Source organism: Pseudomonas sp. HP_08 (assembly GCF_055284095.1).
Map to the genome: position 1 here is coordinate 57,935 of NZ_JBTOQC010000015.1, position 13,767 is coordinate 71,701.

Below are 13,767 nucleotides of genomic sequence, written 5' to 3' on the forward strand. Positions count from 1 at the left end.
TTCATGACCTGACCATTTTCAAAGTCCGCCATCTGGGCGGGCTTGCTCTTTAATACGAGACCCAGCCGAATGACCCTGAAGACCATCGAAGGTACCTTTATCGCCCCGAAAGGCCGCTACGCCCTGGTAGTGGGCCGCTTTAACAGCTTCGTCGTCGAAAGCCTGGTAAGCGGTGCCATCGATGCGCTGGTTCGCCACGGTGTGAGCGAAAGCGACATCACCATCATCCGTGCGCCGGGTGCCTTCGAAATCCCGCTGGTCGTGCAAAAAGTCGCCCAGCGCGGTGAGTTCGCGGCCATCGTTGCCCTGGGCGCGGTGATTCGTGGCGGTACCCCGCACTTTGAATACGTGGCCGGCGAATGCGTCAAGGGTCTGTCCCAGGTTTCGATGGAATTCGGTCTGCCAGTCGCCTTCGGCGTGCTGACCGTCGACACCATCGAGCAAGCCATCGAGCGTTCCGGCACCAAGGCTGGCAACAAGGGCGCGGAAGCTGCCCTCTCGGCGCTGGAAATGGTCAGCCTGCTGTCGCAGTTGGAGGCCAAGTGATTTCCGACGATACCGATCAGTTCAACCCGCGCGAACCCAAGTCGCCCGATGTCGCCAAAAGCAAGAGCGCCAAGCGTCGCGAAGCGCGGCAGATGGCAACCCAGGCGCTGTACCAGTGGCACATGGCAAACCATTCGCTGAATGAAATCGAAGCGCAGTTTCGCGTCGACAACGATTTCAGCAATGTCGACGGCGGCTATTTCCGTGAGCTGCTGCACGGTGTGGCAACCCACAAGACCGAGATCGACGCCGTGCTCAAGCCCTGCCTGGACCTGACCATCGATGAACTCGACCCGGTCGAACTGGCGGTCCTGCGCCTGTCCACCTTCGAGCTGCTCAAGCGCATCGATGTGCCTTACCGCGTTGTGATCAACGAAGGCATCGAGCTGGCCAAGGTCTACGGTTCCACCGACGGCCACAAGTTCGTCAACGGCGTCCTCGACAAGCTGGCGCCCACCCTGCGCGCCGCTGAAGTGCAGGCTTACAAGCGCTGATTTGCGCTGTGCCACATGGGTGAGTTCGAGCTGATCCGTCACTACTTCGCCGCCGCGCCTTGTGCGCGGGCCGGCGAATCCGTCGCGCTGGGCATAGGTGACGACTGCGCGCTGCTTACCCTGAAGCCCGGCGAGCAACTGGCGGTGTCCACCGACACCCTGGTTGCCGGCGTGCATTTCCCTACGGTCTGCGACCCTTGTCTGCTCGGTCAGCGCGCCCTCGGCGTGTCGGCCAGCGATTTAGCCGCGATGGGCGCCCGCCCGATCGGCTTCACGCTTGCCCTGACCGTTGCCGACTTCAATGCCGACTGGCTGCAAGCCTTTGCCCAAGGCCTGAACCGCATGGCCGAAGGCTGCAACCTGCGGCTGATCGGCGGCGACACCACTCGTGGCCCCTTGAGCCTGACCCTGACCGTATTCGGCGCCGTGCCCACAGGTGCTGCGCTGACCCGTGGCGGCGCCAACGCCGGCGACCTGCTGTGTGTCGGCGGCGCGCTGGGCGACGCGGCGGGTGCGTTGCCATTGGTGCTGGGCCAGCGTTGCGCCGAGCCTGCGCTGGCCGAACCGCTGCTGGCGCGTTACTGGGCGCCGCAACCGCAGTTGGAGCTGGGGCAGGCATTGCGCGGCAAGGCCACGGCGGCGCTGGATATCTCCGACGGCTTGCTGGCCGACTGCGGGCATATCGCCAAAGCCTCCGGCGTGCGCTTGCTGGTCGAGCGTGAACGCTTGCCGTTGTCCGCCGCGCTGCTGGGCTTTCTGGGCCCGGAGGCCGCGCAACAGGCGGCGCTCAGCGGTGGCGACGACTATGTGCTGGCCTTCACCCTGCCGGCCGAACACCTGAGCGCCTTGCAGGCGGCCGGTTGGCCGGTACAGGTTATCGGCCATGTGGTGGCAGGCGAGGGCGTGGCACTGATCGATGCCGCTGGCCAGGACATCACCCCGGCAGTGCGCGGCTATCAACATTTTCGAGCGTCTGAGTGAATAACAACCCCGACAAAGTTTCAGCCGAGTATGTCCCGCCCTCGGTGTGGACCAATCCCTGGCATTTCATGGCCTTCGGCTTTGGCACCGGCACGATGCCCAAGGCGCCTGGCACCTGGGGCTCGCTGATTGCCCTGCCGTTCATGCCGCTGTGGCAAATGCTGCCCGACTGGGGCTACTGGCTGATGCTGGCCATCACCACGCTGTTCGGCTGCTGGCTGTGCGGCAAGGTCGCCGATGACCTGGGCGTGCACGATCACGAAGGCATCGTCTGGGACGAAATGGTCGGCATCTGGATCACCCTGTGGCTGGCCCCCGAAGGCTGGCTATGGTTGCTGGCCGGTTTTGTACTGTTTCGCTTCTTCGACATCCTCAAACCCTGGCCCATCCGTTGGGTCGACCGGCATGTGCACGGCGGTTTCGGCATCATGCTCGACGATGTATTAGCGGCTATTGCGGCCTGGCTGTCGTTGCAAGGGCTGGTGTGGATCGTTGATCTGATCTAACTTTCTGATATTGATGTACGAAAATTCGGCATAAGCGTCTTTCGGGCCTGCTGTTACAATGCCGGTCTTGTCAGTTTTCACATCTAGGAGCACACGGTGCCCGTCGTTTTTGTCGCCGCTTCCAAGCTGCCCACGCCTTTTGCGCAGTTCACCATGCATGGCTTTCTTGAGTCGGCCACCGGGCGCGAGCACGTTGTCCTGAGCCTGGGCGACATCGCCGATGGCGCGCCGGTCCTGGGCCGCGTGCATTCCGAGTGCCTGACCGGCGATGCCCTGTTCAGCCAGCGCTGCGACTGCGGCTCCCAGCTTGAGGCCGCCCTGCGCGCCATCGCCACCGAGGGCCGTGGCATGCTGCTGTACCTGCGTCAGGAAGGGCGTGGCATCGGCCTGATGAACAAGATCCGCGCCTATGAATTGCAGGATGGCGGCGCCGACACCGTCGAGGCCAACGAGCGACTGGGCTTTGCCGCCGACCAGCGCGACTACGCCATCTGCCTGCCGATGCTCCAGCATCTGGGCGTCGAGTCGCTGCGCCTGATGACCAACAACCCGCGCAAGGTCAAGGCCTTGACCGACATGGGCATCAAGGTCGCCGAGCGCGTGCCGCTGCACACCGGCCATAACCCGCACAACAAACTCTACCTGGCCACCAAGGCCGGCAAGCTCGGGCACATGATGGGTAACGAGCACCAGAGCGAGGTCGACCCGGCGTGACCCGCGGCCAGGTCTACCAGCGCCTCGAACTGGCCTGGTGGCGCCAACTGGGCCTGACCCTGGCGCCACTGCTGGTGGCCTGCGTATTCTTCACCGCCGCCGAACCCGGCATCGTCGCGCTGCTGCTGTTTGTGGTCGGTATCGGCTCGCTGTTCATCAGCCTCAAGCTGTACAGCGCCTTCAAGCGCGCCCTCGAACTGACCCGCAATGCCCTCGACACCCCCGAAGAACCCGCCGCCTGGCTGAAACTCGCCGCCGTACGTCGCACCGCCTTCCTCGCCGCCAGCCTGCCGGCCTGGTTTGCGGCGGTGGGTGTGCTGTTCAGTCTGCATGCCGTGCCGGTGGTGCTGCTGGCGCTGGTGAGTCTGGGGATGCTGATGCTGTATCGCATTCCACGGCTGGTGCCGGTACCGCCGACGGTTTGACCGGTTATTCGTAGTCTCCCGGCCAGACCTTTTCTGTGTACTTCACGGTAGGCCGCAGCACGGTAGGCAAGAACGCCAAGTACTGTTCGAAAAGTTCGTCGTCCGGAAAGCGGACATCGAAGCCCTGATTCACATCCTCACAATGCTGGACGATGATGCGGTATTTACGATCCACCGTGACGAAGTTGAATTCATCCCAGGGCAAGCCTGGATGATGCCTGGGCAACGGGCGCTGCCAGGACATCAAGGCCCCGCCTGTACCCAATAGAATGAACACCGGGCCGAAGAAGGCCAGTAGTACCGAGCCGACAAAGATACCCAGGAAAATCGTGGCCAAGACGAAGACAATAACGATGCCCTTGAACAGGTCTTCGGTGTAGGCGGGGTAGTAGAGGCAGTCATCGGCTTCTACATGGTCAGGGTAAACCCGGTAGTTGAAGAGGGTTTTTTGGCGAGCCATCGAAATAAATGCCCATCCAATGAGGCATGTGCCTGGAAAGAGTCCCAGCGCCTCGGATTGGTCCTCTTTGTCGCCCATGAAAAACGCCAATAGTATAAATACGAGATTTAGAATCGGAAGGGCCAGGCAGGCGGCAGGGACGATTAATCTGTCTCTGGGAGAGTGGTTCAATGTTTTTAATGACCAGCTCATTAATAAGGGCGCTTCGCTAGTTTGTTTGTTTCTTTTGATTAAGTCTTCGGGGTTCATCGGGTTTTAATGTCTCTTGGGTTTGGGGGATATTAGATTTATGAAGTCAGAAATATCTCCCAGGCACCTTCTCGGTTGTCATTTCGAACTTGTAATTCGGTATTCTCTGCGCCATTGATGGCGCTATTACCTTCTCGGCTCAGTGCAACTTGATACAGGTAGCCGATGTCTTGAGACGAGGTTTGCAGGATGCTGTCCGGGTACCATATCTGTAATTCCAGAAAATCGGCATTCGGCTGTACAGGCACCCAGGTTTGCCAGATTACATCGTCGTCTTCATCTAAGTCTGTTCCGAAGGACACGATGTGCTGCGGCGGCGGCTTTTGATTATTTATTTTACCCCATTGCACCGGATGTTTATATGTGCCTCTTTCAAGGAAATCTTCCTTGATCGGGAATGCCATCTTTTCTGCCCATAGCAGTCCGTAAGTTCTTTTGCTGATGATCGCATCAAACGATATGAAATGATCGCGTAGCCTACTAGGGAAACGAATCTGTACCCAGGCACCGTTCTTTTCAGCAACCGAAATATAATCGCCTTTACCGATATGCATTTCTTTGTAGTGCACGGTGCTTTTCACCAGTATCTGAGGGCTGAGCTTGATTGCCAGAAAGGCCTGCTTTTCTTCAAGCTGCCCCTCCAGTGTTTCGGGGTAACGATATTTTGGGGTGTGAGACCAGCAGCATTTCCGTAGCCATGAACCTATACTGTCTTGCTTCAGGTAATTAATAAGTGCGGTCATAAAAAGGTAGACGCCGCCGGCTATCATCATGCAGACGGCAAACCAAGGCCCCATTACTATAGACGCAATGTACTTGCTGGAAATCGCTATTATTTGTAGAGAGCCACCTCCACCCATGGAAATTACAGAAAAAATTTTCACCGCAATGAGTGATTTTTCTTCTTCTGTTTTAGCCTGTTTCTGATCATCCCGAAGATCCCAATACTCCAGCCCCGCAGCGGCTAAGGCGAATAGCCCAGTCCCGAACAGTCTTACTCTAAAGTTGTGAACTGCTTCAGCCCACAACGGATTGCCCCGTGCTTTCCAATAAGCCGCTGAACGATCAAGTATGGATATATCCCTTCCGCGAATAACAGCCGGCTTTGCATCCCTCACAATTGACCACGGCGTCTCGACATACAGCGCTGTTAACAGATTAAGGCTCCACGCCAGGCTATACCCGACCTTGACCATATCCTTGGGAGTCAAGGTTCCATCACGGCTGACATCGCGCCACATAAAAGCGGTATTGATAAAGTTGAGAATGATCACGCCCCAACTGATGCTGGACCCATGAATACCCAGATGTTTGCTCCAGGCTTTTATGTGCTTTTGCCAGTCTTTTAGCGTGTGTTTGCCGGACTGGATAAACGCGCGGATATCCTCTTGCAGCAGGCGGGCATATTGATTGTTCTGGTAGTCCAGCAGCGCGGGCTGGCTGGCTTCATGGGCGCGCAGGCGCAAGTCCAGGCTTTGCAGTTCACGGGTGCGGCTGCGTCGAACGCTGGAGCGTTCCGGGTAGGCCCATTTGTGTTTCAGCTGCTTGAGCTGCCCGTCCATCTCGACCCATTTATCTGTCCATGCCTGAACCTTGCGGCCGATATCCGCATCGACAGCCGGCTTGCCCGGAGAGTTGCTCAGGACCTGACCGATCAAAAAATTACGCAACAATGCCGGCAGGTTCTGTTGCTTGCCTTTGGCCAGACGGCTATCCACCGGCAGAAAAGCCATCAGCAGGCCTTCGGTGGTCTGCTTGCCGATGCCGCTGGCCAGTTCGCGCAGCGCCTTGAAGCTGTCCTGCACCGGTTGTTTCAGTGCTTTCATCCACGGCGCATCGGCAAATCCCGGATGGTTGAGCACGGCATTCAGCTCGCCTATACGTGTGCCCAGGTTGGTCATGTCGTTAAGGCCGTTGAGCAGTTTGTCGGCCTCGTTATGCAAGGCTTCTTTCAGGCCCGGTGAAAAGCCGTAACGCACGCTGCCAAACAGGCTGGCGGTGGTGTTTTCCTGCTCGAGCAGCCAGTCGCTGCCATGCAGGTCCTGAGGGTAGAAGGCCAGGAGGTTTTCCAGCGTCGACATCAGGTAATACAAGGAGTCAGGATTGGCGTTATCGATGAACAGCGCTTCGGGGTCGTTGCCCATGTGCTCGGCCCAGCGTTCGAAGTCGGCCAGGGTGTCCTTGATCTGTTGCAGCAAGCGCTTGTGCATCGGTTGCTGTTGCTGCAGGTAGATGCGGCTGCCCTGAAGATCGGCTTCGCGGCGCCATTTGCTGCGTTGCAGCCAGGATTCGATGTCTTTTGCCGTGGGCGCCACGCAATAGCGCTCGGAAAGGGCCTGGCGCATTTCATCGCTTTTGGTCCGCGACATGAAAAAGGTCTCCGGCGTGACCGTGGCGTTCTCGGTCTGGATCCGCTCTTCGAGTTCGTACTGTTCCAGATACGCCTCCAGTTCCAGCAGATACGCCTGGGTCCTGACCGGATCGCCGCACACGGAAACCGGCAGGCTGGTTTCAGGCATATCGGGCATACCGCACAAATGCGTCACCACGGTGGCCATCTGAAAGCGGTGTTCGTGTTTGTCTTGCCAGGTCTGATACGCCGCCCGATCACCCGCCAGTTGCATGCCCAGGTCATTGAGGATGGCCAGCGGGTCATCCAAGGCAATCAGCAGCGCACTGTCCTTGTCCGGCACACTGCCCAGCCAGTAGACATCGGCGCCCACAGGCACCCAGCCGGCTTTGCCCGATGGTGGAGTGAACGGCGATTTGGTGTTGGGGATGGCCGAGTCGCAAAAGCGCTGGTCTTGCTTCACCTTGTCGGGGTCGATATCGGCCACAGCCTTGGCAATTTCGCTCAGCGGCAAAGTGCCCGGCTCGTTCATGGTGATGCAGTAGCTGGCAAGATCCAGACGTTTCATCCGCAGGGCCCGGTTATCGCTGTGCGAGCGCAGGTGTTCGCAGATTCGCCAGGTCCACTGCAACGGCGAGTAGGCAATGTGCAGGGTGTGGTTACGCGGATAAAGCAGGTAGGGCAAAGCGTCGCCAGCCCCTGCGCGTTGGTCCTGGCGCAGGTGTGCTTTGGTCCAGACGATACGTCGCAGGCTGGCATCCGTGGCACTGAAGGCATATTCATGCAGGGTGCCGGCGGTTTCGTCGAACACGTAGACATAGCCGTCGTACAGCTGACGCAAGGTATAGCGGCGGCTTTTCAGTTCTGGCAATCGTGCCCAGCCAGCGGATTTGAGCAGCGGCTTCAAGACCGTAGGGTTGGGATCGTAGCGCGAGCGATCCAGTGCATAGCGCATCGGCACGATTGCAATCTGCGGTCCCTTGAACGGACACAGGCTGGTGCCGGTGGCCGGGGTCTTTTCGAATGCTGTCGCGCGGCGCTGCCGTTCTGTTCCGAGCTTGTCGGCCATAGACGATTTCCTTGTGATGATGTCTGCCACGACAGGCTTGGGGCGCACACCATCGCCAGACAATGAGTCTGGGGATAACAAGAACCGTGCCTCTGGTTAATTTCCTTTATTAATCAATGTCTTGAATTTTATCCAGGAAGAGTTGCTCATTTTTTGAGCGATTTACAAGGCAAAAGCGCGCAACAACTTGCCAGGGCTATGCAAGCTGTTGCGCACTTGCCCGAAGGCTTTGTGTGGTAAGGGGCAGGGCAGAACGCCCACAGGGTTATCCACAGCCGCGTGGGCAATAGTTTGCGCAGCAAGACGAAAAAAGCCCCGGCTCTTGCGAACCGGGGCTTCTGGCTTCTAACCGATCAGCTTCAGGATTGGCTCATCACCGCCAACCGCTCCCGAATCGCTGCCTCGATCCCTGCCACATCCAGCCCGCATTCGGCCAGCATCTGTGCCGGCTTGGCGTGTTCGACATAGACATCCGGCAGTCCCAGGTGCAGGACCGACTTGAGGATATTGGCCTTGGCCAGAAACTCGCTGACGGCTGAACCTGCGCCGCCCATGATCGAGTTTTCTTCGAGCGTGACCAGCAACTCGTGGCCGGCTGCGGCTTCACGCACCAGCGCTTCGTCCAGCGGTTTGACAAAGCGCATGTCGATCACCGTGGCATCCAGCGTTTCGCCGACCTGCAGCGCTTCGGTCAGTTGCACGCCGAACACCAGAATGGCCACGCCCTGACCTTGGCGGCGAATCACGCCCTTGCCGATCTCGATCGGTTCCAGGCTGGCCTCGATCGTTGCGTTCGGGCCGTTGCCGCGCGGGTAGCGCACGGCCGCGGGGCCGGTGTGCAGGTAGCCGGTACTGAGCATCTTGCGCAGTTCGTTTTCATCGCTCGGCGTCATGATCAGCATGCCGGGGATGCAGCGCAGGTAAGACAAATCGAAGCTGCCGGCGTGAGTCGGGCCGTCTTCGCCGACCAAGCCTGCGCGGTCGATGGCGAACAGGACGTCGAGGTTTTGCACGGCAACGTCATGCACCAGTTGGTCATAGCCGCGTTGCAGGAAGGTCGAGTAGATCGCCACCACCGGCTTGCTGCCTTCGCAAGCCATGCCGGCCGCCAGGGTCACTGCATGCTGCTCGGCAATGGCCACATCGAAGTAGCGCGACGCGAAGCGCTCGCTGAACGCCACCAGGTCCGAGCCTTCCTTCATGGCCGGAGTGATGCCGATCAGGCGGGAATCCTGGGCGGCCATGTCGCAGATCCACTGGCCGAATACGCCGGAATACTTGGGCCCGGCGACTTTTTTCGGCGCAGCGGCCGGCGCGTCGAGCGGGTCGAGCTTGGTGATCGCGTGGTAACCGATCGGGTCGACTTCAGCGGGTGCAAAGCCTTTGCCTTTCTTGGTCACCACATGCAGGAACTGCGGACCCTTGAGGTCGCGCATGTTGCGCAGCGTGGCGATCAGGGTCGGCAGGTCATGGCCGTCGATAGGGCCGATGTAGTTCCAGCCCAGTTCTTCGAACAGCGTGCCGGGCACCAGCATGCCCTTGGCATATTCCTCGGTGCGCCGGGCAATTTCCCAGGCGCCGGGCAGGCGCGACAGCACTTTCTTGCTGCCTTCGCGCATGCTGGTGTAGGTGCGGCTGGAAAGAATCTTGGCCAGGTAGTTGGACAGGCCACCGACATTGCGCGAGATCGACATATCGTTGTCGTTGAGGATCACCAGCATGTCGGCGTTGACTTCCGGCGCGTGGTTCAGCGCCTCGAAGGCCATGCCGGCGGTCAGCGCGCCGTCACCGATCACGGCGATGGACTTGCGCTCGATACCTTGCTGGCGGGCGGCAAGTGCCATGCCCAGTGCGGCGCTGATCGAGGTGCTGGAGTGGCCGACGCCAAAGGTGTCGTACTCGCTCTCGCTGCGGCGCGGAAAGGCGGCGATGCCGTCCTTCTGGCGCAGGCTGAGCATGCGCTGGCGGCGACCGGTCAGGATCTTGTGCGGATAGGCCTGATGGCCGACATCCCAGACCAGGCGGTCATCGGGGGTGTCGAACACGTAATGCAGGGCAATGGTCAGCTCGATGACGCCCAGGCCTGCGCCGAAGTGGCCGCCGGTCTGGCCTACGCTGTAAAGCAGTTCAAGGCGCAGTTCATCGGCCAGGGTTTCCAGCTCGGCTTCACCCAGGCGGCGCAATGCGTCGGGTGTATCGGCACGATCGAGCAACGACGTGACGGGGCGCTCGCGGGGGATCTCTTTGAACGTCTTGGGCATCAGGCGGATCGTTATAGGTAGAGGACGCGGCAGTTTACCCTATGCGTTGCAGGCTGCCCATGAAGTGCGTCGTGGTGGAATTTCGGGCGCCTCTAAAAACTACCTGCGTTGCCATCGCTGCGTTAAAAACAGGCTCAAAATGCTCATTTACAACCCGTAAACTCCGCTTTCTCGCCTGTTTTTGCCTTGCGCTGGCTGCCTCGCCTACGTTTTTAAAGGCACCCTGTCGGGTCTGAAAGCTTCGACGCGGCAAATCTGTAATGATTCGCCCCGTCGCGACATATGGCTTGAATCAGTTGCGCCGCTCGACGATATAGCGCGCCAGCAGCCGCAAAGGCTCGGCGGCTGCGTCGAATGGCCGCAGGGCTTCAAGGGCCTGGTCACGCAATTGCAGGGCATAGGCCTTGGCCGCTTCCAGCCCGAGCAAGGCAGGGTAGGTCGGTTTGTCGCGGGCAATGTCGGCGCCCTGGCGTTTGCCCAGGGTTGCGGTGTCGCTTTCGACATCGAGAATGTCATCCTGCACCTGAAACGCCAGGCCGACAGCGCGGGCGTAAACCTGCAAGGCCTGCAGTTGCACGGCATCACTACGACCGCTGGCCAGTGCGCCGAGGCGCACGCTGGCTTCGATCAGCGCGCCGGTCTTGTGCCGGTGCATGTTTTCCAGCGCCGCCTGATCCAGCTTGAGGCCCACCGAACCCAGGTCGATGGCCTGACCGCCGACCATGCCGGCAGGGCCTGCGGCGTGGGCCAGGGTCTGGACCATCTGCAAGCGGGTTTCGGCATCGCGAGTGTTCAGGCGTGAATCGGTAAGCGCAGTGAATGCCAGGCTTTGCAGGCCGTCACCGGCAAGAATTGCACAGGCTTCGTCGAAGGCTTTGTGCGTGGTCGGCTGGCCACGGCGCAAATCGTCGTCGTCCATGGCCGGCAGATCGTCGTGAACCAGCGAGTAGGCGTGGATCAACTCCACCGCGCAGGCCGCGCCATTGGCATCTTCGGCCGTACCGCCCAAGGCTTCGCAGGCGGCGTAGGCCAGCAGCGGACGCACCCGCTTGCCGCCGTTCATCACGCTGTAGCGCATGGCCGCATACACGCGGTCCAGTTCCGGGGCAGGTGCTTGAAACAGCGGCTCCAGCGCCGTGTCGACACGGCGTTGGCAAAGGGCTTGATAGGTCGCGATCATTCGGGCTGGTCCGCTTCGAAAGGTACCTCGGCCAGTTCACCGTCGCGCTCGAGCAATACCTGGACCTTTTGCTCGGCCTGGGCCAGGGCGCTCTGGCAGTCGCGGGTCAGGCGTACGCCTTGCTCGAAGGCCGTCAACGAGTCTTCCAGTGACAATTCACCGTTTTCCAGACGCTCTACCAGAGTTTGCAGATCGGCGAGTGACTGTTCGAAATCCAGTGCAGCTTTCTTGCGGGCCATTAGGGCAATTCCGGTAGAGATTGAACCGGGCGACACTAGCAGAGCCGCGCCATCGGGGCAAATGCCCGGTCATTAGTGTAATAGTGCAAGCCTTGCCAAGGAGGTTGTCTGCATGTCTGAAGGTTCGTTCAAGCGTTTTATGCCCAAGGCTGGCGTGGCGTGCCTGCTGTTCATGCTCATGGACGCTGCTCAGGCCTTCGATCCCGATCTGCACCGTGACTACACCCGGCAAGCGGTCGAGGCCTGGAGCAGCTGCGCCAGTCTGCTTCCCGAAGCCGGTGCGGCATTGGCCGCCGGTACCGATGCCGAGGACACCAGTGCGCTGACCGGCTGGCAGCGGCTCACCCACTGGCACTTTTACAACCGTGACGGCAAGCTGCAACCGCTCGGGTTCATCGACCGCAACATCGACGCCATCTTCGCCCTGCGCGTCGAGGCGCTGGAGCAACTGCTCAGGCAAAAGCATCCAGACATCACCGAGGTGTATGAGCAGGCCGGCCGGGTCCTGCACTACATCCAGGACATGAGCGTGCCGGCCCATGTCGTGCCGATCTTCCATGTGGCAGGCGCTGCGGATGCCTTCGACAGTTTCAGGCGTAGCGAAAGCCTGGCCACCTTCAGCCTGAGCCTGGCTGAGTGTCATCAATTGAACGCTGATACCGCGACCGATCCCGCTTATTTGCACGCGTTGCTCAACAACGCTGCCGAGTCGACCCTGCGCGCGATCGGGCAAAGACCGTCCGGCACTGAAACGCACGAAAACACATGGCAAAACTACTGGGTCTGGCCCGCCCGTGACCCTGAAGAGGCGGCCAAGGGCTGGGGCGAATATGGCCCTTGCCTTTTCGCCCGCGGCCCGGTCCAGCCCGATTGCAAAAGCGAAGCCGAGCTGGAGGCGTTCTTCGAGTATCAATACCGGCAAACGCTGCTGGACTCGGTGCGCGTGCTGGCCTACATCGCCAGGCGTCTGGAGCCGTAGGGCCGTTATGGCTTCTCGATCGCGGCAAATCCCGCCTGCAAATCAGCCAGCAAGTCATCCGGGTTTTCCAGTCCGACTTGCAGGCGCAGCACCTGCCGTGCGCGGCCTTCGGTAAACACGCCGACCTCGCTCACCAGGCTTTCATAGCCGCCCCATGAATAACCGATGCCAAACAACTGCAAGGCGCTGACAAAGCGGTCGGTGGTGCCCGGCTCATCGCTTGCAAATTCGAAGCTGAGCAAGCCGTTGCAGCCATGAAAATCACGCTTCCAGATCTCATGCCCCGGATGTTCGGGCAGCGCCGGGTGCATGACCTTCGCCACTTGCGGTTGAGCCTGTAGCCATTGCGCGATGCGCAGCGCGTGCTGTTCGTGCATTGCCAGGCGCGCGCTCAGGCTGCGGGCGCCGCGCAACACCAGATAGGCATCGTCGGGGCTGACGGTGCTGCCCATCGCGATCTGCAGGGTTTTCAGGGTGCTGAAATGCGCCTCGGTGGTGCTGACGCTGCCCATCATCACGTCCGAATGCCCGGCCACGTATTTGGTCAGCGCCATCAAGGAAATATCGGCGCCCAGTGCCAGCGGCTTGAACAGCACGCCCGATGCCCAGGAGTTATCCACCGCCAGCAGCAGGTCGCGGGCCTTGCAGATTTTTGCCAGGGCGGGCAGGTCGCACATGGCGAAAGTCTGCGAGCCGGGCACTTCGGCGTAGATCATCCGGGTGTTGGGTTTGATCAGTGCTTCGATGTTGCTGCCGTCGGCGGCGTAGTAATCGAATTCGATATTGAACGCCGTCAGCAGCGTGCGCGCCAGACGCCGTACCGGCGCGTACACCGCGTCGGTGATCAGTACATGCTGGCCGGGGCGCAGAAACGCCTGGAACACCTGAGCCACCGCATTCAGGCCGGTGGGGTACAGGCAGGTGCCGTGCGCACCTTCCAGTTCGTTGACCAGGTCTTCGAGGGCAAAGGCGGTGGGATTGCCGTTGGCTGCATAGGTCAGCGAGCGTTCGCTTTGCGCACGTTGCGCTTCGGCATCACGCAGGCTGGCCAGGCTGTCGAACAGCACGGTGCTGATGCGCACCACCGGCGGGTTGACCGACAACCCCGGCCCGCTGGCCGCGCTGCGCCCGCGTTGGGTAAGTGCGGTGGCAGCGCGGGGATCGTTGGAAAAGGGCATGGCAGGCTCCACAGCATAGGGAATAGACCGCCATGTTAGCCCGTTGAAATCTGTAGGACCGACTTTAGTCGGGAAGGGCACCACACCGTGTTGTGCCCTTCGCTGCTCAAGCAGCGCCTACGACGAGCGCTGTGTC

The 13,767-nt window shown here is 60.2% G+C and carries 13 protein-coding genes; 7 read left to right on the plus strand and 6 right to left on the minus strand.

Annotated features, from left to right (window positions below; translation table 11 throughout):
* Window positions 1-69 precede the first annotated feature (69 nt).
* The 6 genes from ribH to ACYAS9_RS15665 all read left to right on the plus strand — a co-directional run bounded on the left by ribH (window position 70) and on the right by ACYAS9_RS15665 (window position 3,666).
* Window positions 70-546 carry a 6,7-dimethyl-8-ribityllumazine synthase gene (gene ribH, locus ACYAS9_RS15640; protein WP_463569180.1) on the plus strand — a complete coding sequence of 159 codons (477 nt, stop codon included), beginning with the start codon at window positions 70-72 and terminating at the stop codon, window positions 544-546.
* Window positions 543-1,040 carry a transcription antitermination factor NusB gene (gene nusB, locus ACYAS9_RS15645; RefSeq protein WP_463569181.1) on the plus strand — a complete coding sequence of 166 codons (498 nt, stop codon included), beginning with the start codon at window positions 543-545 and terminating at the stop codon, window positions 1,038-1,040. Before ribH ends, nusB begins: the two co-directional genes overlap by 4 nt.
* Before the next feature lie 15 nt (window positions 1,041-1,055).
* Entirely contained in the window at window positions 1,056-2,021 is a 966-nt protein-coding gene (thiL, locus tag ACYAS9_RS15650; protein WP_463569182.1) for a thiamine-phosphate kinase, read from the plus strand.
* A complete protein-coding gene (locus ACYAS9_RS15655; RefSeq protein WP_463569183.1) occupies window positions 2,018-2,527 on the plus strand; it encodes a phosphatidylglycerophosphatase A family protein in 510 nt (169 codons plus the stop codon). The genes thiL and ACYAS9_RS15655 overlap by 4 nt, the downstream gene beginning before the upstream one ends.
* 96 nt (window positions 2,528-2,623) lie before the next feature.
* Window positions 2,624-3,241, plus strand: coding sequence for a GTP cyclohydrolase II (gene ribA, locus ACYAS9_RS15660; protein ID WP_463569184.1), 618 nt, complete (start codon window positions 2,624-2,626; stop codon window positions 3,239-3,241).
* The gene (locus ACYAS9_RS15665; protein ID WP_463569185.1) at window positions 3,238-3,666 is read left to right on the plus strand and encodes an MFS transporter; all 429 of its coding nucleotides are present in this window, start codon (window positions 3,238-3,240) and stop codon (window positions 3,664-3,666) included. The genes ribA and ACYAS9_RS15665 overlap by 4 nt, the downstream gene beginning before the upstream one ends.
* A 4-nt stretch (window positions 3,667-3,670) precedes the next feature.
* Here ACYAS9_RS15665 and ACYAS9_RS15670 read toward each other — a convergent pair whose 3' ends face one another.
* From ACYAS9_RS15670 to ACYAS9_RS15690, 5 genes are all read right to left on the minus strand, one after another.
* The gene (locus ACYAS9_RS15670; RefSeq protein ID WP_463569186.1) at window positions 3,671-4,375 is read right to left on the minus strand and encodes a hypothetical protein; all 705 of its coding nucleotides are present in this window, start codon (window positions 4,373-4,375) and stop codon (window positions 3,671-3,673) included.
* A 38-nt stretch (window positions 4,376-4,413) separates the two neighbouring features.
* Complete coding sequence (locus ACYAS9_RS15675) at window positions 4,414-7,794, minus strand: toxin VasX (protein ID WP_463569187.1); 3,381 nt, start codon at window positions 7,792-7,794, stop codon at window positions 4,414-4,416.
* 359 nt (window positions 7,795-8,153) lie between these two features.
* The gene (dxs, locus tag ACYAS9_RS15680) at window positions 8,154-10,055 is read right to left on the minus strand and encodes a 1-deoxy-D-xylulose-5-phosphate synthase (RefSeq protein ID WP_463569188.1); all 1,902 of its coding nucleotides are present in this window, start codon (window positions 10,053-10,055) and stop codon (window positions 8,154-8,156) included.
* 292 nt (window positions 10,056-10,347) lie between these two features.
* On the minus strand, window positions 10,348-11,235 hold the full coding sequence (locus tag ACYAS9_RS15685; protein ID WP_463569189.1) for a polyprenyl synthetase family protein: 888 nt from the start codon (window positions 11,233-11,235) through the stop codon (window positions 10,348-10,350).
* Window positions 11,232-11,474, minus strand: coding sequence for an exodeoxyribonuclease VII small subunit (locus ACYAS9_RS15690; RefSeq protein ID WP_463569190.1), 243 nt, complete (start codon window positions 11,472-11,474; stop codon window positions 11,232-11,234). The genes ACYAS9_RS15685 and ACYAS9_RS15690 overlap by 4 nt, the downstream gene beginning before the upstream one ends.
* Window positions 11,475-11,586: 112 nt before the next feature.
* Between ACYAS9_RS15690 and ACYAS9_RS15695 the strand changes: the two genes are divergently transcribed.
* On the plus strand, window positions 11,587-12,453 hold the full coding sequence (locus ACYAS9_RS15695) for a phospholipase C/P1 nuclease family protein (RefSeq protein ID WP_463569191.1): 867 nt from the start codon (window positions 11,587-11,589) through the stop codon (window positions 12,451-12,453).
* Between the two features lie 5 nt (window positions 12,454-12,458).
* Here ACYAS9_RS15695 and metC read toward each other — a convergent pair whose 3' ends face one another.
* On the minus strand, window positions 12,459-13,631 hold the full coding sequence (gene metC / locus ACYAS9_RS15700; protein WP_463569192.1) for a cystathionine beta-lyase: 1,173 nt from the start codon (window positions 13,629-13,631) through the stop codon (window positions 12,459-12,461).
* Between the last annotated feature and the right edge of the window lie 136 nt (window positions 13,632-13,767).